The 22078-nt window shown below is 57.5% G+C and carries 22 protein-coding genes; 10 read left to right on the forward strand and 12 right to left on the reverse strand.

The window, feature by feature from the left end; translation table 11 throughout:
* Nucleotides 1-74: 74 nt before the first annotated feature.
* Complete coding sequence (locus J3P85_RS15895) at nt 75-236, forward strand: DUF2986 domain-containing protein (protein WP_434702344.1); 162 nt, start codon at nt 75-77, stop codon at nt 234-236.
* Nucleotides 237-242: 6 nt separating this feature from the next.
* Here the strand turns inward: J3P85_RS15895 and J3P85_RS15900 are convergent, their stop codons facing one another.
* On the reverse strand, nt 243-914 hold the full coding sequence (locus J3P85_RS15900; protein WP_434702345.1) for a DUF998 domain-containing protein: 672 nt from the start codon (nt 912-914) through the stop codon (nt 243-245).
* Between the two features lie 211 nt (nt 915-1125).
* On the opposite strand from J3P85_RS15900, the gene J3P85_RS15905 reads away from it, so the two are divergent.
* From J3P85_RS15905 to J3P85_RS15915, 3 genes are all read left to right on the forward strand, one after another.
* Entirely contained in the window at nt 1126-1419 is a 294-nt protein-coding gene (locus J3P85_RS15905; protein ID WP_434702347.1) for a hypothetical protein, read from the forward strand.
* A gap of 44 nt (nt 1420-1463) precedes the next feature.
* The gene (locus J3P85_RS15910) at nt 1464-2030 is read left to right on the forward strand and encodes a DUF6630 family protein (RefSeq protein WP_434702348.1); all 567 of its coding nucleotides are present in this window, start codon (nt 1464-1466) and stop codon (nt 2028-2030) included.
* A gap of 98 nt (nt 2031-2128) precedes the next feature.
* On the forward strand, nt 2129-3895 hold the full coding sequence (locus tag J3P85_RS15915; RefSeq protein WP_434702350.1) for a S8/S53 family peptidase: 1767 nt from the start codon (nt 2129-2131) through the stop codon (nt 3893-3895).
* A gap of 9 nt (nt 3896-3904) precedes the next feature.
* Here J3P85_RS15915 and J3P85_RS15920 read toward each other — a convergent pair whose 3' ends face one another.
* The 6 genes from J3P85_RS15920 to J3P85_RS15945 form a co-directional block, all read right to left on the reverse strand.
* A complete protein-coding gene (locus J3P85_RS15920) occupies nt 3905-4441 on the reverse strand; it encodes a dihydrofolate reductase family protein (RefSeq protein ID WP_434702351.1) in 537 nt (178 codons plus the stop codon).
* A 56-nt stretch (nt 4442-4497) separates the two neighbouring features.
* Complete coding sequence (locus tag J3P85_RS15925) at nt 4498-5739, reverse strand: DUF1835 domain-containing protein (RefSeq protein WP_434702353.1); 1242 nt, start codon at nt 5737-5739, stop codon at nt 4498-4500.
* A 425-nt stretch (nt 5740-6164) separates the two neighbouring features.
* Nucleotides 6165-8555, reverse strand: a complete 2391-nt coding sequence (locus tag J3P85_RS15930; protein WP_250961370.1) for a TonB-dependent siderophore receptor — start codon at nt 8553-8555, stop codon at nt 6165-6167.
* Nucleotides 8556-8673: 118 nt separating this feature from the next.
* Nucleotides 8674-9654: a FecR domain-containing protein gene (locus J3P85_RS15935; protein WP_434702355.1), complete on the reverse strand. Its 981-nt coding sequence runs from the start codon at nt 9652-9654 to the stop codon at nt 8674-8676.
* Nucleotides 9641-10156, reverse strand: coding sequence for a sigma-70 family RNA polymerase sigma factor (locus tag J3P85_RS15940; protein WP_434706385.1), 516 nt, complete (start codon nt 10154-10156; stop codon nt 9641-9643). The genes J3P85_RS15935 and J3P85_RS15940 overlap by 14 nt, the downstream gene beginning before the upstream one ends.
* A 77-nt stretch (nt 10157-10233) precedes the next feature.
* Complete coding sequence (locus tag J3P85_RS15945) at nt 10234-11478, reverse strand: NADH:flavin oxidoreductase/NADH oxidase family protein (protein ID WP_434702356.1); 1245 nt, start codon at nt 11476-11478, stop codon at nt 10234-10236.
* 204 nt (nt 11479-11682) lie between these two features.
* On the opposite strand from J3P85_RS15945, the gene J3P85_RS15950 reads away from it, so the two are divergent.
* A complete protein-coding gene (locus J3P85_RS15950) occupies nt 11683-12687 on the forward strand; it encodes an acetoacetate decarboxylase (ADC) (RefSeq protein ID WP_434702357.1) in 1005 nt (334 codons plus the stop codon).
* A 15-nt stretch (nt 12688-12702) separates the two neighbouring features.
* On the opposite strand, the gene J3P85_RS15955 is transcribed toward J3P85_RS15950, so the two are convergent.
* Nucleotides 12703-13182 (reverse strand): MerR family transcriptional regulator, encoded by a 480-nt coding sequence (locus J3P85_RS15955; protein ID WP_434702358.1) that lies wholly within the window; start codon nt 13180-13182, stop codon nt 12703-12705.
* 181 nt (nt 13183-13363) lie between these two features.
* Nucleotides 13364-14398 carry an aldo/keto reductase gene (locus J3P85_RS15960; protein WP_434702359.1) on the reverse strand — a complete coding sequence of 345 codons (1035 nt, stop codon included), beginning with the start codon at nt 14396-14398 and terminating at the stop codon, nt 13364-13366.
* A 536-nt stretch (nt 14399-14934) separates the two neighbouring features.
* Between J3P85_RS15960 and J3P85_RS15965 the strand changes: the two genes are divergently transcribed.
* Genes J3P85_RS15965 through J3P85_RS15975 form a run of 3 tightly spaced genes read left to right on the forward strand, consistent with a single transcriptional unit; the run spans nt 14935 to nt 16948 of the window.
* Nucleotides 14935-15285 (forward strand): hypothetical protein, encoded by a 351-nt coding sequence (locus J3P85_RS15965; RefSeq protein WP_434702360.1) that lies wholly within the window; start codon nt 14935-14937, stop codon nt 15283-15285.
* Entirely contained in the window at nt 15282-15971 is a 690-nt protein-coding gene (locus tag J3P85_RS15970; protein WP_434702361.1) for a hypothetical protein, read from the forward strand. Before J3P85_RS15965 ends, J3P85_RS15970 begins: the two co-directional genes overlap by 4 nt.
* A gap of 35 nt (nt 15972-16006) precedes the next feature.
* Nucleotides 16007-16948, forward strand: a complete 942-nt coding sequence (locus J3P85_RS15975) for a hypothetical protein (RefSeq protein ID WP_434702363.1) — start codon at nt 16007-16009, stop codon at nt 16946-16948.
* Between the two features lie 275 nt (nt 16949-17223).
* On the opposite strand, the gene tssI is transcribed toward J3P85_RS15975, so the two are convergent.
* On the reverse strand, nt 17224-18534 hold the full coding sequence (gene tssI / locus J3P85_RS15980; protein ID WP_434702364.1) for a type VI secretion system tip protein TssI/VgrG: 1311 nt from the start codon (nt 18532-18534) through the stop codon (nt 17224-17226).
* 88 nt (nt 18535-18622) lie between these two features.
* Nucleotides 18623-19726, reverse strand: coding sequence for a polyamine ABC transporter substrate-binding protein (locus tag J3P85_RS15985; protein ID WP_411387302.1), 1104 nt, complete (start codon nt 19724-19726; stop codon nt 18623-18625).
* A 137-nt stretch (nt 19727-19863) separates the two neighbouring features.
* On the opposite strand from J3P85_RS15985, the gene J3P85_RS15990 reads away from it, so the two are divergent.
* Together J3P85_RS15990 and J3P85_RS15995 are read left to right on the forward strand one after the other, a co-directional pair.
* On the forward strand, nt 19864-20655 hold the full coding sequence (locus J3P85_RS15990) for a response regulator transcription factor (RefSeq protein WP_434702365.1): 792 nt from the start codon (nt 19864-19866) through the stop codon (nt 20653-20655).
* A gap of 125 nt (nt 20656-20780) precedes the next feature.
* Complete coding sequence (locus J3P85_RS15995; protein ID WP_434702366.1) at nt 20781-21740, forward strand: hypothetical protein; 960 nt, start codon at nt 20781-20783, stop codon at nt 21738-21740.
* A gap of 6 nt (nt 21741-21746) precedes the next feature.
* Here the strand turns inward: J3P85_RS15995 and J3P85_RS16000 are convergent, their stop codons facing one another.
* The gene (locus J3P85_RS16000; protein WP_434702367.1) at nt 21747-22073 is read right to left on the reverse strand and encodes an antibiotic biosynthesis monooxygenase family protein; all 327 of its coding nucleotides are present in this window, start codon (nt 22071-22073) and stop codon (nt 21747-21749) included.
* Nucleotides 22074-22078: the final 5 nt, after the last annotated feature.

Here is a 22078-nt window from a genome sequence, read left to right on the forward strand (position 1 = left end):
GCCAACGTCAGGAAAAATCCTGAGAAAACGCAAAGCTGATACCATCCAAACATCGACACGCCGAGCAGAACAACATGAATCGCCGCAAGAAAATAAACCAGTTGTTAAAGGCTAACGCCAAGAAAGCCAGTGCCAAGTTGGCGCCCAAAAACAAGAATCAATACATCAGCAAAGCCGACCGATTGAAATTGGAGGCTGAAGCCAGTGACGCCCCCATTATTTCCCCGGAAGGCTGAGCCTCGTCATTGCCCCCTGAAGCCCTGCGCCCGAACCGCCGCGCCTCGCGGCTTATCTCTGGCATCCTGTAGGGCAACGGCGGCCAACGTCGCAACCCAAACCACCGAAACCCCGTAGTTGAGCCGCTGGTACAGGCCAAACAAGTGCCCGTCGGCCATTGCCGTCGCCATCAGCATCACCGTTACGATGGCGAGGATTACGCAGATCGCCGAGAACATGGCAAACCTGGACGACAAAAGCAGCGACTTGCCAAGGAACGTCCACAGCGCCCCCGCAAGGGTGAGCGAGATGAACATCACCAGACCCGCCAGGTTATGGCTCTGTTGGGAGACCGACGGTTCAATCGGCGCACAACCTTGGTCGCAGGAAAAATAGCCGGCCGCGAAACTTGCCAAACCATGGACGAATATCAGTGCCGCACTCAGCAAGGCCATCCGCGATGCCTTGAACCGTCTCGCCACGCCTGTTGCGAAAAGCACGAACATCACACCCAGCGGAAAGTTGTTCACCCAGGCAGAGAAGCCGTGGGTTGGTGCTCCAACAGCGCCTAGTTGGCTCATGGCTTGATCCAGATGGCTGTAGCCTGGATAGCTTTGCGCAGTCAGTACGACACCCAAAAGCAGCCAGAACGGAATCAGTATTCCGAAGCCTAGCAAAGCACGATCGATGGTTTTCATTAGGTGACATTCCTTGTCGTTGTGATGTGATGTGAAATATTGCATTGATCCAAGCGTCCAACCGCTCAATCAAGAACCGGGTGCAGGAAACTGCGAGAGGTCAATAACGTACCGGACATGGAAAGTGATTGCAGGCTCAATCCTTTGAATTCTGGAGAAAACGGATTCTACACAGAATACGCAGTCAATCATTAATCGGGATCGAAACACCATGGATGAACGCCAAACAATCATCAAGAACAAGATCCGCGCCATGGTGATCGGTGGCGAATCTGACGAGATCACCTATCGATCAGAGTGGCTCGGTTACCTGCCCTTCCCGGTTTCTCATTGGATTGAACACCAGGGCGATAGCTTTTCCAGCGACTTCCCTTTTGATTGGACCCTCGAAGATCTGGTGAGCCTTGAGCGAATGGGCTTCTTGGAAACACTAGAAGCCTACGAAAACCCGGAAGACCTTTTTGATCGGGATATCCGGTATCGCATTCATGTGGGATGCGTATAACCGTAGATCTGGAAAAGATCGACAACCCAAGGAACGGAAAGAAAATGGGCATTCTTGATCGCTTGTTCGGCGGCCGCTTTACCCTGCCGCGACCGGAGGAAACGACTCTCAGCGACGCGGCGATCATGCGGGAGCTGCATCCTTATCGCGCCGAACTGAAGGCGTTTACCCAAGCCCTACTGGCCCGTATACCAGACGCCGAACGTGCCAGGTTGGTTAGGCGCGTGCTGCGCATTTACGGCTCGGGCCAGGAGCCGGCCACCGCGCTGGTGGAAGGCTTGCTGGATGCAGACAGAGGCCAGAAGCTCGAACACTTGGCGTTGCTAGGCGTCGACTGGAGAGGTTTTGATGGTTTCGAGTATCTGGTGCCCTATCTGGTCAGCGCCAGCGGGGTAAAAGAAACTTGCCCCTACCGCTATGAGGGCACGCTGCCGATGTCGGAGACGCTGGCCAATTTCGACCGATGGCTCATGGCGTTCGACAAACGCTACCTGCACCTGGACGCTGGTGGCGACGAATATGTCGGGTTCATTGCCGATACCGACCAGGTCGAAGCCATGATCGAACTCGCACGGCAAGCAGGTGTTGCAGTGCGCCTCGAGAGCTTTTGAACCGGAATGGGTATTCGCTGAATCTCGTTATCCCGCTGAACGAAGCAAGCCACATCACAGTCGGAGCAACAAGACCCTCGGCAAAGAAGCCTGGCCCCATGTTCCTACGATCCACTGCTCTCGCTGCACTGTTCACCTTCGCTGCCGGCATGGCGACCGCTGCGCCGGAACCGCTGCGCCTGGAAAGCCTGAAACGTTGCGGCGACCTGCTGCAAAGCCAGCACCAGGACTGGTGCCTGACAGCACGCGGGCTGGGTGGTGCAACGCCGCAACTGAAGTTGGGAGCAAAGGCGATACCCGCGGACTTGGTCCGGCGTGAAGGGAACCACCTGCGCGTGCGCCTGGACGCCGCCGATTACCAAAGCGGCCCGCTCTGGCTGCAAGACGGCTCACGCACCAGCAATGCCGCCTGGCTGACCTTGCGCAACAGTCACGTGCTGGCCGCCGGGCCGGACGCAGTGGCGAAGAACATGGACGGCCTGACCACCTACGTCGACCTGGTCAGCGTGCTGATCGAGGAAGACCGTGATGGCCGCCAGGAAGCCGAGCGCCTGGCCCACAAGTACGGCGCGAAGGTGGTCGGCAGCATCGCGCCGCTGAACCTGTACCAACTTCGCTTGCCCGCCAAGGACCTGGTGCAGCGCGATGCACTGGTGCTACGCCTGGGCAGCGAGACCAGCGTAGATGCCGTGGTGATCGAGGAGTCCTCGGCTGAAGAAACCGAGCAGGCCCCAGCCCATCCTGAGGAACCGAAAAAACCCGCCCTGGACTCCGACGAATGGGCCGCGAATCGCTTTCTCGACGCAGTGAACTATTACCAGCGGCGCATCCCCGGGCGTCAGCCACCCATCCAGCCGCAACCGGTGCGCATTGGCCTGATCGAGCGCGATGTGGACTTCGACACGACGGATTTCGCGGGCGACCTCGGCGCCTGCTCGCCGCCGCGCACTTGCGTCTACGCTCGCGATGCAGACAAACCGGACAATCACGGCACGACCGTCGCCGGCATCCTCGCCGCACGTTGGGATGACAACGGCAACACCGGTTTCCTCCGTGGCCTGGACAAGGCCAGCGGTGGCTTCGAGGTCATCGTCGAACGTAACTCCGATGCCGGCATCACCGCCAACATCGCCGCCTCGGTCAACCTCGTGGAAGACGGCGTGCGTGTGCTCAACTGGAGCTGGGGCATCCACCGCGTCGGCGCCAAAGACATCAAGGGCGATGACGTCGACTCGCTGCTGCGCTCGGGCCTCGCCATGGGCGGCTACGAAGAACTGCTGGAAGAGTTTTTCCTTTGGCTGCGCAAGGCGCATCCCGACGTGATCGTGGTGAACTCCGCCGGTAATGGTTCTTCCTTCTCGGGCAGCGACGAATATCGCCTGCCCTCCTCCTTCATCACCGAGCAATTGCTGGTGGTCGGCGGACACCAGCGCAGCGAGCACGCTGGCGTTGCCGTCGACGACCCGGCCTATGCGGTCAAGCGCAGCTCCTCGAACATCGACATGCGCGTCGACATCACCGCCGCCGCTTGCGCCCACGCCTCGACGACCCGCGCCGGCCAGGACAGCGCCGTGCATTGCGGCACGTCCTACGCCACGCCGATGGTCGCGGGCCTGCTGGCGGCGATGCTGTCCATCAACCCGCAACTGCAACCCGAGCAATTGCGCATGCTGTTACGCCGTAGCGCCATGACCATCGGCGAAAACCACGACTTCGAACAGATGGACGGCGAAGACCTCACCGCGCCCATCCTGCCGTCGGAACGCCGCTACCAACTCAACGACAAGGACGTCGGCCGCTCGGCACGGCTGGACATGCAAAAGGCCCTGGATTTGGCCGCGCAAAGCCGTGATCGTGTGCGTTGAACCGGCGGCTCATGAGAGCAATTGGTAAGTGGATTGCACCAAACCCGACGCAAAGCTGCGGCTGGATACGAGTTTCAAATCCACATCCTGCTCAAGCCCGCCAAACAACGGCCTCCCCGAGCCAATCAACACCGGAACGGTGGTAATCACCATATCGGTCACCAAGCCCTCGCGCAGGAAAGACTGCACCACCCGCCCGCCATCCACATAGACGCGCTGCACGCCTTGGCTTGCCAGTTCCGTCATCACCGCCTTGGGTGCCAGGTTGGAGAAGCGCAGCTTATTCTTCAACGCCTCGGGCACCGGCGAATCGGCCAACTGTTTGGACAGCACCACCACGGGCCGGTCGTAGAACCAGGTGTCGGAGGTCCGTACCTTTTCATAGCTCCCGCGCCCCATCACGATGACATCCTTGTCGGTGATGAAGTCTTGATAGCCGTGGTCCTCGGATGGGTCGTCGCGTTGCAAGAGCCAGTCGATGTCACCGTCGGACCGAGAAATGAAACCATCCAGGCTGGTGGCGATGAAGACGTGAGCGGTAGGCATTTGAGGCTCCTTTGTTGTGGTGGATGTTGAGGCGTGGCCGTGAGGTGAAGACTTGTTCAGCGACGCCACACCCGACCGTCGCTATTCACTACCCAAGGTGACCGATCAGCAACGATACGCACCCCGCCGGCCCAACGCTCTGCTGGCGCGTAATCGAGCCAGTTGATATGCCCGAGCAGCATTTGCTCGCCCAAGGCCGTGAGACGAACAAGGCGCCTCTGCCATTCACCTCCCGGCTGTTCATGCACCAAGGGGTGTGGCGCATCGATCAACGGTCGCAGCAGCGCATGAAACATCAGGTCGCCCAGATAAGGCAGAGGCTCATAGCTCATCATTAGATGGCTGAACACCTTACCAGCAGGCAGCTCGCCATGATCGGCGAGCACACGCAGCACCAGCCGCTGAGTCAGACTCAAGCCGTCGCCTGCCCCGGGAAGCTCCTGCAGTTGTCTCGCCAAAGCAGGCCCGAGCAGCGGCAGCGCGGGATGCAATTTTGCTGCAAGGCCTGCCCAGTCGCTTGGGTCCGCTGCGGTATAGGCGGCCCATGCCTCGCGCGCCAATGCCAAGGCGTCCTCACCGAGCGCGCGCCGTTGCGACCAGAGCCAGGGGAGCAAATCCGGGGCAAGCTGACCAATGCCAATAAAGCGTTCCACGCCGGGTACCCGACTGATTTCAATCAATTCGAGCCTGCGCGGCAAAGCCGGCAACCCCGCCAGTAACCGGACCAGAAACAATTGATCGTAGGCGTCGCCCTCGCACCACAGTACCAGTTCACTGTCCGCGTCCAGTTTTGCCAGCGCGTCACGCTGCATGGCCTGGCGCTGTTGAATATCACGGTGAGAGAGCCCAAACGCCTGTTCCAGGAAATTGGCTCGCACTGACCAGTATTCATCGTCAGGTAATGCGGGGACCGGGCCCATCACCATCGGATCATCAAACATATGAAACGAACCTGAAAAACCAGCCACCCGCAGGCTGTGCTCGATGTCGTTACCGCACCGCCAATGCTGGACCGCCGCTTCGTTAGTCGCAACGAACCCCGGATGACGTGAGGCGAACGTCACGCCATCGGTGTGGGCAATCAGCTTGGGCCAACTGGCGAAACCAGCCTCACGGGCAACCAGCCATTGTGTGTCGGCCAGTCGATAGTCCGGGCCAGACAAGCCCATTGCGCGCAATTGCTCACGCACATTGTCGGCTTCATGGTTTTTCAGTGCCTTCAAAAGACGCTTGGCGCGCTTACGCAGGAAGGGTAAATCGAGGAGACCGTGATGACGGGAAGCGTTGGTGGCGGGCATGCCAACTCCTTACAGGGCTCGGTCCGCCGACAAGCCGGGAGTTGGAATGAGAAACTCGAAGAACCTGCCTTGGGATGACCCCTTCGCGCGGACCGCAGGCGCAGCAAACGCCCGGGGGCCGACTTTAGCGGGAAGGACTGATGAAAGCAAAGCTTGACGGTGCCCGCGGTATAACGGGCACCGCTTCCTAGATGGGAAAAAGGTTTACACGCCTAATGCCGTTCACTTAAGAAAAATGATGACCCTGTGGCGAGGGAGCTTGCTCCCGCTCGGCTGCAAAGCAGTCGTAAACCGGCGGGTGCGGTGTGTCTGATACGCCGCACTTGGCAGGTTTTGGGGCCGCTTCGCGGCCCAGCGGGAGCAAGCTCCCTCGCCACGGGTTTGTCGATTGCCTTAAGTGAACAGCATTGGGCTTACACGCCTGCTTACCAGTTGTAACTCACTTTGGCGGTAATCTCGCGACCCGGGTTGTAGAAGTTCGCTGTGCCGGAACCGACCACGTGCTGCTCATCCAGCAGGTTGCTGACGTTCACCGCAAGGTCGGTGCCCTTGGCGATCTCGTAGTTGAAGGCGGCGTCGAACAGCGTGGTGCCATCGCTTTTGCCGGAGTTGGCTGCATCGAAGTAATAAGAGCCGACGTAGCGCGCCCCCAAGCCAACACTGACATCCGTGCCGGGCACGTCGTAATAACTCCACAGCGAAGCGGAATGCTTGGGTGCCGTGGAGAACTCATTACCCTTCAGGGAGCTGCCGTCGTACAACGAACCGCGCAGTACCTCGGATTCCATATAGGAGTAGCCACCAATCAGGCTGAGGTTCTGCGTCACCTGCGCCTTGGCCTCCAGGTCGAGGCCACGGGCCCGCGATTCGCCCACCGTCTGTTGCTCAATGATGCCGCTCGGCAGCACCACGGCGATGGTGACGTTTTCCTGGGTCAGGTCATAAACGGCTGCGGAGAACAGTGCGTCCATCCCCATTGGCGCATACTTCACGCCCACTTCGTACTGCGTGCCCGTCTGCGGTGTTACGCCAACCTGAGGCGGCGAGACGGATTCCACCATGCTCACATAGGTGGACACCTCATCGTTGACGATATAGGTCAACGCACCTCGGTAGGAGGTTTCGGAGAAGTTGTCTTTCTCCGTGGATATCAAGCCTTTGCTGGTAAGGTCCATCGAGTCGTTGCGCATACCCGCGGTGACGATGAAACGCTCATAGAACGATAGGTTCTGCTGAAGAAACACGGCCTTGGTGGTCGCGTCTCGCTTGTTGACGGCATACGGCGTGATTGAGCGTGGAACGCCAGTAAACACGGGATTTGCAATGTCAATCGGGGTAGTCAGGGCGTAGACCGAGCTTTCCTTGGTGGTCGAATCGAGGTACTCCACGCCCACCAGGCTGCTGCTGTCGATGTTCTCGAAGCGGGCATCGTATTGCAGCATCAGATTGCCGTTGAATTGGTCGGCCTCACTGTCCGTTCCAAACAGATACCGGTCAACGGTAGTACCGACACGTGCGGCGCTGTCGCTGAGATAAACGTAGCCAAAATCATCGGTCAACTTGCTGTAACGCAGATTGCTGCGCAGTACAAAGCCGTTGTCGAAGTCATGGGTGACGTTACCGCTGAGGCTGGTGCGCTCGACATCGTGGAAGTTGTAGCTGGGCTCACCATAAAACTTGCTGCGGTCGTATTCCTTGTCCAGCGGATAGCCGCCACTGTTGGGCGAACTTTCAGTTTTCAGATAGTCCAGAATCACGGTGGCTGACGTGTAATCCGTGGGTGCCCAGGTGAGGCCCCCCATCACCAACCGGTTGTCGTCCTGTGAGTGATCGTACTCGCGGTCGCTGTTCTGGCCTTTGGCAGTAAAGCGGCCAGCCAAGGTTTTCTCGTCGTTCAGCGCATCCCCCACATCGATGCCTGTCTCGACATGGTCAAACGAACCGTAGGTCACATAGCCTTGGCCAAACTGCTCGAAGCGCGGCTGTTTGGTCACGAAGTTCACCGAACCGCCCGGGTCTGCGGGGCCAAACAGCGTGGAGTTGGCGCCACGCAAAATCTCGATGCGTTCATAGGCGAATGGATCTTCGCGTACACCGCGCATCGAACTCAGGGTCAAGCCGTCACGGTAGGTGGTGGCCTGGAAGCCCCGGATCTGGAAATAGTCGTTGCGGTCATCCGTACCATAGAAGTCACTGACCACGCCCGGCGTGTATTGCAGCGCCTCTTCCGTGGTGCTCACGCTGCGTTGCTCCATTTCCTTGTTGGTCACCACCGACACCGATGCCGGTGTATTGAGAATGCTGGTTGCCACCTTGCCGCCAACCCAGAGTTCCTGGGCGACCACCGAGTTGGCGTCGTCGTCGGCACTGACCCTGACCTTGGCGTTGATGATGAGGGGTGCAAGGCGGTAGTCCTCGACGTCCGTTGCGCCGAGCTCCAGCGGGCCGGCGGGCTTTGGTCGAGGGGACAGTAGATAGGCATTCGGGCCTTGCTGTTCGATTTGCAATTCGCTCCCCTGCAGCAACGATGATAGCGCTGTCGATGTATCGAGCGTGCCATTCACGCCAGCAGTGGTGCGGTTCACGACACTCGACGCGTCGAAGGAAAGACTGATGCCAGCCTCCCGCGCAAAACGGTCAAGCGCCGGCGCCAGTGGGCCGGCAGCGATGTTCCACTGCTTGACTTGATTGCTGTGGTCAGCGTTCGAGGTTTGCGCCAGCGATGGCAATGCGTAGCTGCTCACGATCAAACCCAAAATCGCACCGTGCAAGGCACGATTTAATGGGTGGCGCTGTGAAACCGGGGACGAACTCATTTTCTCGCTCCAAGAAAGGACATCGGCAGACTGGCCTGTATTCCGGCCTTCCTTAGAGGTCGAACGAGAATGAGAAAGCACCTCATTCTTTTTCAGGTAGCGCAAAGTTCCGATGGGCTCAGGTGGCAGCAGTCACGGTCACCCAATAGCGGGTCCGATAATCAATGTGCAAGCGCAGTGATTGCGCGATCAATGCCAGGACCTGATCGTTGTCGGCGAGCTGGAAGGTGCCGGAAACGCGACGATCAGCGACCTCCTCGGCGCAGCGCAGTACCCCGGGGCGATAACGCGACAGCTCCACGATGAAATCATTGAGGCGCATATTGCTTGCACTGATCACCCCGTCACCCCAGCTCCATAGATCAAGGCCATTGCCTTTGAACGTTCGGGCGCCACTTGATGTGAACAGCAGCTGATTGCCTGCCTGGACGCTACGGCTCGCAGGCGTTTGACTGGAGCCGGGGAAAACCGTGACTGATCCTTCCTGAGCCGCGACCAGAGTGCCATCGCCAAGCTCGCGTGCCAGAAAGCGGGAACTCTGGGCGCGCATGATCCCGTCACGGGATTGCACCCAGAACGGTCTCGCTCGAGGCGAGTGTTGATCCGCACCGACATTCACGATGATTTCACCCCGTCGCAGGATGATCAGGCGTCGCTGGGCGTCGAAATCGCTGTCGACGGCACTATCGCTATTGAGCTGGATAAGGCTGCCATCATCGAGTTGGAAGCGTCGTTGCTCGCCGGTGTTGCTGCGTTGCTGCGCAAGCATCGCGGGTACGGGTGTGTAGTCCCGGCCGAGCCAGGCTGCCGTGCTGACAGTCGCCAATAGGCCCAGTAGCTTCAGGCTTTCGCGCCGCCGCATTCCATGATGGGTGCCATCAAGGGTTTGTCGCGCCAGTTGAGCGGGCACGCCGACGAATTCATCCCCAAGCGTTTCCACACGCTGCCACGCCAACACATGCTCCGGGCGCTGCTGGAGCCAGTGCTCAAAAGTGCGCTGTGTTTGTTCATCGGCTTGATTGAAGCGAAGGCGCACCAGCCATTGGATCGCCTGCTCGACAATGGCCGGATCCAGCGCCTGCGACTCACGACTCGACATAACGCAAGCGATAGCAGTGTTGCAGGGCCGTGGCCAGATCGCGTTCCACCGTCGCGCGGGAAACGCCCTGCTTTTCGGCTATTTGCGCGCACGTCAGACCGTCGAGTCGGGCCAATAAAAATGCCTGGCGAACTCTCGGTTTAAGCATACCGAGCATGCGGTCTATGCGCTCGAGCGCATCAAGAATCATCAGTCGGCTCTCTTCCGAGGGAACCTCGTGTTGCGGCAGCAACGTGATGCTTTCCAAGTAGGCACGTTCGAGTTCGCGACGACGATACTGATCAATCATCAGTCCGCGGGCGATACTGCTCAAATAGGCGCGTGGTTCACGCAAGGGGCTGGACTGACGGGACTTGAGCAGACGTACGAAGGTGTCCTGCGCCAAATCTGCTGCGTTATCGCGACATCCAATGCGTCGGATTAGCCAGCCGTATAACCACGAGTGGTGGGTTCGATAGAGCAGCCCTAGATCTGCAGTACCTAGTGTTTCATCGCTGCGCATCGGAATCCCGGCAAGTACATGATTGATAATTAATCGCATTCTACTCAGGCGATAGGCCTTAGGCAAATACGTGGCGCTCAGTGTCCGCTTCTGGGCGAACGCTTCTCCACCCAACCCCGATACTGGCGGGTGCGAAATGCCAGGGCGAGCTGCTGCAGGATCAGCGCGCGCAACGGCGACACCCTCGGATCGGGCTTTTTGGCCCGACTCAGTTTGTGCAATTGAAACTTCACGACCGCCATGTTCGCCAAGGCCGCAAGGGTCTTGTTTTTCCAAGTGATCGGCGGCAGTTGCGGGGCGTTGTCTTTGCCCTGTAGCCAGTCACGCGGCAGGTGAGGATCGATGGCCAACGCCGTTCCGATGCCCACCATGTCCACACCGCTTTGCACGACGCTTTCGGCCACCGGACGTCGACGTATGCCACCGGTGACCATCACGGGCATTTTGGCGACGGTCTGGATCTCGCGGGCAAACTCGAGGAAATAGGCCTCGCGGGCCAAGGTGCGCCCATCACGCGCCTCCCCCTGCATGGCGGGGACTTCATAACTGCCGCCAGATAATTCCACAAGGTCCACGCCCAGGTCGTTGAGCAGCCCGACCACCCTCTTGGCGTCATCGACCGTGAACCCACCGCGCTGGAAATCGGCGGAATTGAGTTTGACCGCTACTGCGAATTCCGCCGAAACCACAGCCCTGACTGCCTTGACGATGTCGAGCAACAGCCGCGCCCGGTTTTCCAGGGAGCCGCCCCACTCGTCCGTCCTTTGATTGGTCAGCGGCGAAAGGAACTGACTCAACAAATAACCATGGGCGGCGTGGATTTCCACACCGGTGAATCCGGCTTGTTCGCCCAGGCGTGCGGTGTTGGCAAAGCGCTGGATGACCTCTTCGATCACGCCAGGGGTCATGGCGTGAGGCGTGGCGAAACGCTTGGACATGTTGCCCAGCGCCAACGGCACGGCCGACGGCGCCCAGGTTTTTTGCCCAAGGTTGGCCTGCATCTGCCGACCTGGATGATTGATCTGCAACCAGAACTGCGCACCGCCGGATCGGCCAATACGCGCCCAGTGCTTGAACTTGTCCAGCGGCTGATCATCCTGCAACACCACACCACCCGGTCCGGTCATGGCGCGGCCGTCGACCATCACGTTGCCGGTGATGAGCAGCCCGGCGCCACCGTCGGCCCACGCCTGGTAAAGACGCATCAGTTCTTCGGAGGGCGCCTGGTCGGCGTCCGCCATGTTTTCTTCCATGGCGGCTTTGGCGATTCGGTTCTTGATGGTCGAACCGTTGGGAAGCATCAAGGTGTCGAACACATTCATGGAGCGGTCCTCAGCTGGGTATGAGGCCACCTTAAGATTGAAGTCGACTTTAAGGTCAATCGCTTTTTTTGCTTACTTTTGACGCGTTCGATCACGTGCGCCTTGCCTTGCTTGTGGGGTTGACCTTAAAGCGCGGTTCAAGGTGAGCATGCACTGAGCGGCATAACGCCGAACCCCCGAAGATCCCTCCCGGAGAAAGACCGATTGAAACTCGCAAGCGCCGTTTTAACAGGATTGCTGTTCAACACTTTTGCCAACGCTGCGTTGGCGGGGCCGCCTGAAACGACCCGCCCGACCGACACCACCACCATTGATATCGCGGGCCATCCGGTGCCTGTCGTCAAGGGTGGCCTGTACGACCGTTTTCGCTCCAACCCGCCGTTGTCGGTCATTGCAGCAGAAATACCGGGCGTTGATTTGAGTTGGTTCAAAAGCTTGGAGAAGCACAAGGTCGATATTGGCTTTGAGTCGTACTCACCAAACTTTTACTACCAGAACAGTCGCGTCACGGCGGTCTATACGGCCGATCTGGATGCACTCCGGGCGCTGATGCCGCCGGAAGTATTGGCAGCGGTGCAGCCCCTGCAGGTCTGGCCAGGCCGCGGCTTGATCGCGTTCACGGCGTACACCTATGAGCACTGCGATAACGACGCCTATAACGAAGTCGCCGTGTCGATCATCACCAGCAAACCGGGCAATGCCAACCTGGGTCCGTTCACGCTGATTGGCCAGGCGATGTCAGGCGACTTCTGGGGCTACGTGCTCAAGCTGCCGGTCAATACAGAGCTTGCACGGGTACGCGGTGTCGTCGGTTACAACCTGCCGAAATGGCTGACCGGAATCGACCGCAAAGAGGATGCCCAATCAGTGGTCTATGACATCACCGACAGCCAGACCGGAAACGTGGACGTGTCCTTCAAAGTGAAGAAACTCGACGACCTCTCGCGCAATGTCGATATCGTCACCAGCAGCTTCACCAATCTCGATCATCAGGGCCAACCGGCCTATGGGTATGCGATTTCCCGCCAGCTCAGCCATGGCTCCAGCCGAGACGCGGATACGGCCACGCTCACGCTAGGTGACGGCAGCCTCTCGAACTACATCCGCGCCTTGAAGCTGGGGAAAATGATGAAGTATGAATACGTACCTGAGTTCCAGAGCGCGCTCTATGCGCCGAAGCCACTCGCCAGCCTGATCGGCGAACGCTGACAACTTTTGCGCCCTTCAGGCCTCGGAAGCCTGACGGGCATTTTTTCCCTTGGAGGACGCTGTCGCACGCTTGCCTGCAGGATGGACGACACCGTCTTCGCGCAGCCGATTGATCAGCAATTGCGCGTTGTCCGCACACGCCATGCCTTCGGGCTTACCCTCGATGCCCTTGATGACGAGCAGAAGTTGCGCCTTGTTCTGGGCCAGCCGTTGCTGCAGTACGCCGATCTCCTCAACCTTTTGCTTGAGTCCACTGAGCAGCTCATCGTGCTGCCAGCCGCTGGCATTCATCGGCATCAATTGGCGAATTTCCTCCAATGAGAAACCGGCAGCCTGTGCGCCGGTGATGAGCTCCAGAACCCACTCGGTATCAGGCGCGTAATCCCGATAGCCATTGGCTTTGCGCCCGACGGACTTGATCAGGCCGCTGGCTTCGTAGAACCGGATGCGTGACGGCGCCAACCCGCTGATTTTCGCCAGTTCGCCTATTCTCATAACGCCCCCTGAAAAATCCGTTGCCCTTGAAGCCCACGTTAAGCTTAAAGCCAACTTCAAGGTCAAGCAGCTGATGCGACGTATTGCTCAGTCGGCCCCCCAATCAACTGTGGGAGCGAGCTTGCTCGCGATGGCGTCGGTACATTCAAACGTTGATGCAAGCGGCCCCACCGCGATCGATTCATCGAACGGCCCGGTTCATTGCATCAATGAGGTCTGCCTTGCCGCCAGCAAGCGAAGGCGCTGAAGCAGCCACCTTATCGTGTGGGAACCCAAGGGGCATGGCGCTGGCAGCGTCCAGCTGTGCCAGTTGATCCGCCGTCAGCTGAACCTCGATTGACGCCAGGTTATCGGCCATCTGCTCCGGCGTGCGTGGACCGATGATCGGGAGTGTTCCCTTGGCCAGCACCCAGGCGATTGCGATCTGGCCCGGCGTGTGGCCGGTCTCTTCGGCGATCGCTAACACCGCGTCCACCGTCGAGGTCTTGCGCTCGCTGTCCTCATCGTGGATCACCGCCCCCAAACCCTGCGCACGACCGGTTTCCCCTTTGCGGTATTTACCGGTCAGCAAACCACCGCCGAGGGGTGACCATCCGACGGTTCCCAGATTGAAGGCAGCGGCCATTGGCAGGAGTTCGCGTTCGGCCGAGCGCTCCACCAGGCTGTGCTCCAATTGCACCGCCGATATCGCCGACCAACCACGAAGCTCCGCCAGGGTGGCGGCCGTTGCCACACGCCAAGCCGGGAAGTTCGACAGTCCGCTATAGAGCACTTTGCCAGAGCGGATCAGGTCATCCAGCCCCCGCACAATTTCGTCGATAGGCGTTACGCCATCGGGCATGTGCACCCACAAAAGATCAATGTGATCCGTCTTGAGGCGCTTGAGGCTGGCCTCCACCGAGCTGCGCATGGCTTTGCGGCTGTTGCCGGAGCGCAGGACGCCGGCACCGGGTGAATCACCCAGCGAGAACTTGGTCGCCAGAACCACTTCATCACGCTCGGTCGCCATGAAATCTCCAAGCATGGATTCCGATTGGCCAAATTGATATTGATCGGCCGTATCGATGAAATTGCCCCCTGCTTCTCGGTAACCGTCGTAGATTCTACGGGCCTCGTCCAAGTCGGCCCCGTAACCCCAGCCTTTACCAAAATTGCCAGTGCCCAGCGCGAGGGAAGAGACCCGCAGGCCGGTATTGCCGAAAATGCGATAGCGCATGACGGACTCCTTCAGGGCAAGAGGCTTCGGCGACCTGCGCTGGGTTGAGAGTGAATGAGTGCGCATGGAGTCTAGACGGGTTATTGCGGGCTTGCTGCGATGGTGCGGCTACTGGTCGTGGTGGGCTACAAACGGTCAAAAAGGAGCCGTTTAAGCCATATCGGCAATCACTAGACCCACCACCTTTGGCTAACCAATAATATAAATATGCCTTGATGATTAGTTTCATTCGACGTCAGACGGTTTTTGTTAGATTACTACCTGAATAATCTCCGGCGACCTACGCGCAGCAGCAAAGACAAAACATAAGGGGGACGAGAACCGGCCATGAGCTGTACCGAAACAGACAGCTTTCCAAAAGCGGCTATTCTGCCCATTAATGGATCTTCCTTTTCCATTCTTATAGGTCTTCCCTTTTCCCTGTGGAGTTGCCCGAACCTAGCCTTGGTTCACCAATCGCGACTGATATTATTTTGACAGCAATCAAAACGAAGACTAAACCTAGTCCTAATCTGCGTTTATAGGCGAAAACCTCAATGCGACTCATAGGCGTATTCCTTACGTCCTGCTTGGCGAGTGGCTGTTCTGTTGTCACCGTCAAAGGCGCCAGCACTCAGCAGCGCTTCCTCAATTTTGGACCGGTCGATCTGCAGACCGACATGCCGGCGCGCGCTATCGTCACCTCAGCATTCGGAATTGGCGCAACGAGTATTCAGGGCACCAACAACGTTGGGTACTTGAATCAGGAAGTCGTCGTTATTCCCTCCCCTTCCTCCTGCAATCTGATCCTTATCATCCGCAATCACAGGCAAATCGAAAAGATCAAAGAAGCACTGGGTCAAACCATCCACCACGTGTGCTCAAATGACATGGAGACTCTCCCTTGAAACATCGACTCCTCGTAGTGCTCGCATTCATCGCCATAGCGGGCTGCACCAGTAAAACACCATTGATATTTGTGTCCAAGACGTCCGTCGGAGTTGATGTATCAGCACCTGGAACAGGCACCGGAGAATTCGCTGCATCCATAGGCGTGAATACGCTCGATGCGGCCTATGTGCCGGTTGTTGAGCGCATTAAAACGGGTGCCGAGCAAATCCATGAGGTTAAGTCAGGAGAATCATTAACTGCGCCAGAGCGCGAAAAACTCGCAGCTTTACTAGTAAAACAAATCGATACCGAAACCCAAAATATCAATACGTTGCAAAACGCCAACAGTGGCGCTTCTGACAAAAAAATACAGGATGCCCAGGAGCAGATTGACCACGCTCGCCAGAGGGTCCAAGCATTAAGCGTAAACCTCAGCAACGTGCTAAGCCGCGATGACGCTCTCTCAGTCTTCTCGGCATTCGACTCAAACACCCTATTGCGCGCCGACAGTGCAGGCCAAGGCATTGGGAAAGTGTTTGCTACAGGTCTAGCCGCGCAAAACATCGCAAGAAACTTCAGTCAACAAGCGCAAGCACAGGCAAGCTGTAAAGAAAAGATCGCTCCCACAGCAGCGACACTTGCTGCGCAGGCTGATCAACCTAGCAAAGACCTTGCGATCAAATTGCTAGAGGCCTGCAAATAGCAATATTCAGTCCAATCGAGACGTTGAGGGCGGTCATGGCAAGTGTCCAGAGAATAAAGCGTATCCGCGATATCGTACTGATGCTGATGTTTGCAGGAAGCTCTGCGGCTTGGGCTGCAAAGTGCGACCTAAAAAAGGGGATCAGCTCACAAGAAGGACGTGCCGGACCTTGCAAGTTTGACGTATACAAAAAATCGTTTGAGGGAACGGCTGCGCAGCAAGCGAGCTGCCTGACACGGGAGGTGAAACGTCAGGGCAACATCGGAGATGAAACGATCACGCTATTTCTCAAGGAAATTGCCGGAAAGCCTGCTCCCAGCATCCAGGTGGTGCAAGCACTGCTCGATGTACAAAAGATCGAGGCGGCCGATATTGGCGGACCGATCAACAAGCCGATCTTGGCAAACTATTACATCATTCACGACACCAGCTCACCCAACTGTTCGGAGGCGTGGCCTTCGGCCTCATGTCCAAAGCGTGGCGAGTTCCCGCTGAACCGGGACGATGCAAGCTGGAACTACAACAAAAATTTCGGCGGTCATCCAAAGGCGTATCCTGATCGCGCGGCACATGCCTTCACCAATCGCATCGGAGCGTCAATTACCGAGGTAGACTTTGCCGACCAGATAGCGACGACGAAATTCGAATCGTGCGCCGATGGAACGGCCAAGACGAAGCTGTTCGTCGGAGTGGAGAACATTCAACCACGGGTTGGCTCCCCGAAAATCCCGAAGCCCGGAGATGTGGCGAATGACTTCGACGCGCCGACTCCGGGGTTCACCGCAAAGCAATATGAAAGGCTCGCGCTGCTTTACCTAGTGGCGAGCGCACGACGCGGTCAGTGGCTGGTCCCCGCCTTTCATGCAGTGCTCGATCAGTTCTATGCTGGTGGGCATGACGATCCGCAACACTTCGACATGGTGGCGTTCAGCGATGCAGTACAAAAACATTCCGAGGCGATTGCCCAGCGGCGCTAGTTAAGAGGGCTAGCTTCCGCCAGCGCAGTTACGCTGCAGCCCATAAGCATCGTTACAACCATGACTCCCGATGGGTGATGTCGAAAGCCTCACCGCCCCAATCCTGCTGCCGTAACGCCGCAACCACCCTCAACGACAAAGACTCGGACGTTCGGCGCGACTGGACATGCAACCTGACAGCGCAATGCTGCAACCGCTTGCGCTTAACTGGCGAGTCATAGAGCCAGTCGACTGACGGATACACCAGCCGAAAGGAAAGCAACGGCTGAACGCCCTTAACGACAACACAAACAACCACTGATCACCGGCTGATCAGGATCGTTCTCAAGAAATGCAACCACGACCTCCATGCCCGTCCGGGGCGGCCCCATCTCACAACGCCAATCGGACGCACTCTTCAGCCAACAACGACTCTTGTCGTCAAATCGATCTTCACGATCCCAGGGGAACTCGACCTTGATTCTTGCGAAGCGCCGATCACGCTGGATTTCTTCCTCCTCCAGGGCGATGACTACAGCGGTCTGGTTGCGTAGTACCTGCGGTTTCTTGTGAGCCAACGGCGGACGATAGGACACACTCCATGGAAGTACGATAAAGCGGTTGCGGTAACCCTGATGGAAGTCCTCTTCGTTCCCCGTGTTGCCGCCGGCGACGTGCTCACTCATTACCTGGGGTTGCCGGCCTTCGTGGACGACCAGGGTCAGTAGCCATGGGGCATTCCACTCCTGGCGCGGATGGCCTGAGATGTCCAGTACTTGACCGCTGATTAGCCGAGTCTGGTCGCTCTGCCCTTCGGCTTGTCGATAAGCCGCGTGGCGGCGTTCCATGGTCCGAAGACGTATCTGCTTGCCGTGCTCATGACCGGTGAAACGCTCCAGCCTGTCATCTGTTTCAATGTCCAGCGGTGGGTGCGAGATACGACGGGTGAGCTGTCCCAGGCGCAGGTTGATGCGCTTGATCAGTGGCTCGTTGGCCACCCTGTCGCGCGCTTGTCCATAAGCAGTGGGCTGTCCAATCCTGGGGAAAACCGCCTGATCGTCACCAAAGACCAGCACATGGCCTTGAGCACTGTGTTGGAAGTGAAAGTGAATACCCTCTTCTTCACACAAGCGCTGAACAAAGTGCAAGTCCGTTTCGTTGTACTGAGTACAGTATTCACGGTCTGGGTAGGTCGCCCCCAGATGAAACCGATAAGCGTCGCCCACAACGCCGTGTTCTTCCAATATCAAGGCTACGATTTTCGGTACCGAGAACTGTTGATAAATCCTCCGGTTGATGCGGTGACGCAAGTAGGACAACTGCGGGACGAGGGCCAGGCTGTAGCGCGTCAAGTGCTGACCATGAGCGCTTTGAACGATGTGATAGACCCGTCCATGAATGCCATTGCCCTTCGCGTCCAAGGCCAGGAAAGCCTCTCGATCGAAGAGGCTTTCAAGCGCCAGGTCAGACCGTTCGCTGACAAAATCCACGCTGAACAGGTAAGGCCTGCTGAGCGCCTCTTCCCCCGTGAAGGCGAGCACTTGAAAGTCGTGGGCAAAACCGTCGATGGTCAAACTGAAGTGCGTTTGATTGGCTGGGTTGAACATCCGCTGTTCTCTTTTTAAACCTGCTGCTCGTCCGATGCCCGCCTATAACCAAGGCACGCAACGAGCAACAGGCGACAATCAAGTCAGGTCACACACCACTCTTCACTTTGGTCCATATCCGCGTGCGGATTCGCTCCAGTTTCAATGGCAGTGGCTCAAGGGGAATAAGTGTCGCGACCGTCTTTTTGTCTGGATAGATCCAAGGGTTGTCTCGCAACTTCTGCTCGACAAACTCAGCGGCATCTTTGTTTGCGTTAGGGTACAGCGTGTGATTTGAGGTCTTGGCGATAATTTCTGGTCGCAACATATAATTGATGAACGCCATGCCTTCCTTGGGATGGGGCGCATCTTTCAGCAGCACCAGATTCTCCGACCAGGAAAGCGCGCCTTCGCGAGGAAGACTGTAGGAAATCTTGCGTCCGGTGTTAGCCTTTTCGTTGATGGCCTGTGCAGCCAGGGCACCATTGGCCCACCCCACAACAGCACAGATATTGCCGTCTGCCAGGTCGGCGTCGATTCTGGACGAATCGAAATAAAGGACGTAGGGGCGGATTTTCAACAGCAAGGCCTGAGCTTTCTGGTAATCATCCGGGTTCTTGCTGTTGCTAGGGAGTCCAAGGTAATTCAAGGCAATCGAGATGATCTCACTGGGAGAGTCGAGCATTGCCACTCCACACGACTGGAGTTTGCTGATGTTTTCTTCTTTGAAGATCAGATCCCAGCTATTGACCGGCGCATCATTGCCCAATGCTGCTTTGACTTTGTCCACGTCATAACCAATGCCAGTAGTGCCCCACAAATAAGGCACGGCGTAGCGGTTACCTGGATCATTGACTGCGAGCTGAGCGAGGATGTCAGGGTCAATATGTGAAAAGTTACTCAGCTGATCACGATCCAGAGGCTGAAGGACGCCCGCCTGGATCAGGCCTGGCAACACATTGGAGGTCGCCACCACCACGTCATACCCGGTGCGCCCGGCCATGACCTTGCTCTGCATGATCTCAGCGCTGTCGAACGCATCCATGTGCATTCGCGTGCCAGTTTCCTGCTCAAACTCCTTTGGCGTCTCCGGCGCCAGCAACCCGAACCAGTTATAGAGATACATCCCAGGCTCTGCAGCCGCCACGGATGTACTTATCCCGACACAGAGAAGCGAGGCCGAAAAAAGGGTTCGCAAATGTGACTTTCTCATGCAACATCCTTGTCAAGACGACATGCCCTCATGGCTATCGTAAACCTGGCAGCGAATATACCGGCTGCCACCGAATAGTAAATACCCACGAATACTTACCTTCGACCTGCAACGCCCTAACCCTAAAGGGGTAGAAAATGCCGTTTGACCTTCACAGCCTGGCCTGGCATCGATCGATTGGGAAGCTGATCATGCAGCTGAATCGCCCAGAGTTCTGGAGTTCACTGGTTCGCACATTAAATGAATACGTGCAGATCGATAATTGGGTGGTATTGATTTTCAGCAACCAACAGGTTCAGGTCGTCAGTCTTCCCGAGGTGGCCGATGCGGAAGAAGTTGACGCATTCATTCATCGCTACGTGAAAGGTCTTTATTTGCTGGATCCGTTTTATATAGCCAATCGGGAAAACCCACAGAGCGGTTTCTTCCACTTATTGGATATTGCACCGGAATACTTTCTTGAAACCGAGTATTACCACAAGTATTTCGCCCAATACATTTCCATGGACGAAGCACAATACAATGTCCAGCTCGACCCCGACAGAACGTTGTGCCTATCTATTGGCAGCAAAGCCCGTTTCAGCCAAGAACAAATAACCTTGCTCGACATTATCAAACCGTGGGTGACCGCATTGATGCATCAGCGCATGGGGTTTGAAATTGACGTAGAGAAAACACTGGCTGAGCCGCCTCTATGGCCAGAAACGGTCAACCAGCTGGGCACGCAGATAACAGCACGCGAAAGTGATGTCCTCCGCTTATTACTCAGCGGCTTTTCCAACAAAGAAATAGCCGGAAAGCTTTCCCTCTCGGCGGAAACCATTAAGGTTCACCGCCGCAATATTTACGCAAAACTGAATATCAAGTCCCAATCCGAGCTGTTTGCTCGATTTTTCATGCCAAAACAGAACGTTCCCGCCACGCATTGAAGTCAGCGGGTACGTCTGGGCATGAGGTATTCTGCGCGGCGTAGTTACACGATCCAGGCCTGCGGCGTGCCACCGCTTGTCACGATCCCTTGATCGATCCAAAGGCGGCGCACCAGGAGGTCTGCATGTTGTTCGGACATCGATTCGAGCGCACCGCGCAGGATGATCTGCATATCCACTCGCGTAACCTCGTACAAAGCGCATTCGTGCTGCTGACAGGCGCGCTTGCCTTCATTGCGCCGGTAGCGTTCGCCGTGTTTGTGGTCGCGGACGGAGGCCCCCCTCAGACTGACGTCGATCCACTGTTCTCACTGCTGATTGTGCTGGGACTGCTGTTGATCCCTGCCCTCGGCCTCCTCTTGATGGTATACACCGGTGTCCGCGAGACCTTGCTGTTATCGCGACGCGAGGGTGAAGGCAAGCGCCGCACCCGGAACTTTTTTGGACGCCGCGAGCGTGTGCATTCGGTCTTTAGAATCGACACCCCCAAATGCCTCGAACTTCGCCGCCGCCAAGAGGCCGAGCCCGCCTACACCCAATTGTGGCTGGTAATGCGCGATGGCACCGAGCACCGCCTGACCACCGATAACGTTCCGGTAGTGCCGGGCAGTAAACCCACCGACGTGTGGCTGCGTGAACTGGCCGACTACCTGAACGTGGCAGTGCCTACTGAAGTCGTCGCGGGTTCGACGGCGGCTGTGAAGCCAGCCTACAGACCCGCTCCAGCCCCAACCAGCGGCAAGGCGGTGAGGGAAGCCAGGCAGCGCAGAACCCAGGAACTCACGCCTGCCCATGAGCCCACTGAAAAACTCGGCACGCCCGCACGCGCCCTGCTCCTTCTACTGGGTGTTTTCCTGGCCGTCCTGGAGCTGAGTCACGTCATCACGTGGGTCCCTGCGCTATTTAGCGGGCGGCTGCGCGTCGGCGGCGGTCGAACCGGCATGACAACCTTCTACTGGGCCGAACAACCGCTGACCTTTTCATTCCACATGCTGGTGGGCATGGCCGAGGTGTTGATCCTCGGATTCATCGCCTGGGGTTGTCTGCGCACGGCGATCCAGGGCCGGATGCGTTCCAATCCCTGAGGGTGGTCAATTCCGCCACTGCTCGGTCAGAAACGGTGAACAGGAAGCGGCCCCCTCGATGTGGTAGACCCTCGGCTCCTCCGAAAAATATTCCTCTAGACCCATCATGAACATCCGATGGTCTTCACTCGCTTCGAAACCCGGCGTGTGATCGTCAAGTGATTGCCATCGCACGATCAGGTTGAATTGCTCGGGGGTCTCGATCCCTTGCGCCAGCAAGTGACCACCGTAACCCTTTGCCCGGGTGAGCAAAGGAGCGACCTCGGCAAATGCACGCCTGAACGTTTCAATGCGTTCTTTGTGGACAGGGAGCAGAGCGATCTCATAAATCATGGTAT

The organism is Pseudomonas sp. Z1-12 (genome assembly GCF_051132015.1).
Taxonomy (GTDB): Bacteria; Pseudomonadota; Gammaproteobacteria; order Pseudomonadales; family Pseudomonadaceae; genus Aquipseudomonas; species Aquipseudomonas zanjanensis.

Bases quoted from the DNA above. Each gene is read 5' to 3' on its own strand.
- J3P85_RS15920 (WP_434702351.1), bottom strand. From the start codon at position 4,441: ATGCCTACCGCTCACGTCTTCATCGCCACCAGCCTGGATGGTTTCATT.
- J3P85_RS15900 (WP_434702345.1), bottom strand. From the start codon at position 914: ATGAAAACCATCGATCGTGCTTTGCTAGGCTTCGGAATACTGATTCCG.
- J3P85_RS15990 (WP_434702365.1), top strand. From the start codon at position 19,864: ATGCCGTTTGACCTTCACAGCCTGGCCTGGCATCGATCGATTGGGAAG.
- J3P85_RS15910 (WP_434702348.1), top strand. From the start codon at position 1,464: ATGGGCATTCTTGATCGCTTGTTCGGCGGCCGCTTTACCCTGCCGCGA.
- J3P85_RS15985 (WP_411387302.1), bottom strand. From the start codon at position 19,726: ATGAGAAAGTCACATTTGCGAACCCTTTTTTCGGCCTCGCTTCTCTGT.
- J3P85_RS15995 (WP_434702366.1), top strand. From the start codon at position 20,781: ATGTTGTTCGGACATCGATTCGAGCGCACCGCGCAGGATGATCTGCAT.
- J3P85_RS15940 (WP_434706385.1), bottom strand. From the start codon at position 10,156: ATGCGCAGCGATGAAACACTAGGTACTGCAGATCTAGGGCTGCTCTAT.
- J3P85_RS15975 (WP_434702363.1), top strand. From the start codon at position 16,007: ATGGCAAGTGTCCAGAGAATAAAGCGTATCCGCGATATCGTACTGATG.
- J3P85_RS15925 (WP_434702353.1), bottom strand. From the start codon at position 5,739: ATGCCCGCCACCAACGCTTCCCGTCATCACGGTCTCCTCGATTTACCC.
- J3P85_RS15945 (WP_434702356.1), bottom strand. From the start codon at position 11,478: ATGAATGTGTTCGACACCTTGATGCTTCCCAACGGTTCGACCATCAAG.
- J3P85_RS15915 (WP_434702350.1), top strand. From the start codon at position 2,129: ATGTTCCTACGATCCACTGCTCTCGCTGCACTGTTCACCTTCGCTGCC.
- J3P85_RS15895 (WP_434702344.1), top strand. From the start codon at position 75: ATGAATCGCCGCAAGAAAATAAACCAGTTGTTAAAGGCTAACGCCAAG.
- J3P85_RS16000 (WP_434702367.1), bottom strand. From the start codon at position 22,073: ATGATTTATGAGATCGCTCTGCTCCCTGTCCACAAAGAACGCATTGAA.
- J3P85_RS15905 (WP_434702347.1), top strand. From the start codon at position 1,126: ATGGATGAACGCCAAACAATCATCAAGAACAAGATCCGCGCCATGGTG.
- J3P85_RS15955 (WP_434702358.1), bottom strand. From the start codon at position 13,182: ATGAGAATAGGCGAACTGGCGAAAATCAGCGGGTTGGCGCCGTCACGC.
- J3P85_RS15935 (WP_434702355.1), bottom strand. From the start codon at position 9,654: ATGTCGAGTCGTGAGTCGCAGGCGCTGGATCCGGCCATTGTCGAGCAG.
- J3P85_RS15965 (WP_434702360.1), top strand. From the start codon at position 14,935: ATGCGACTCATAGGCGTATTCCTTACGTCCTGCTTGGCGAGTGGCTGT.
- J3P85_RS15960 (WP_434702359.1), bottom strand. From the start codon at position 14,398: ATGCGCTATCGCATTTTCGGCAATACCGGCCTGCGGGTCTCTTCCCTC.
- tssI (WP_434702364.1), bottom strand. From the start codon at position 18,534: ATGTTCAACCCAGCCAATCAAACGCACTTCAGTTTGACCATCGACGGT.
- J3P85_RS15930 (WP_250961370.1), bottom strand. From the start codon at position 8,555: ATGAGTTCGTCCCCGGTTTCACAGCGCCACCCATTAAATCGTGCCTTG.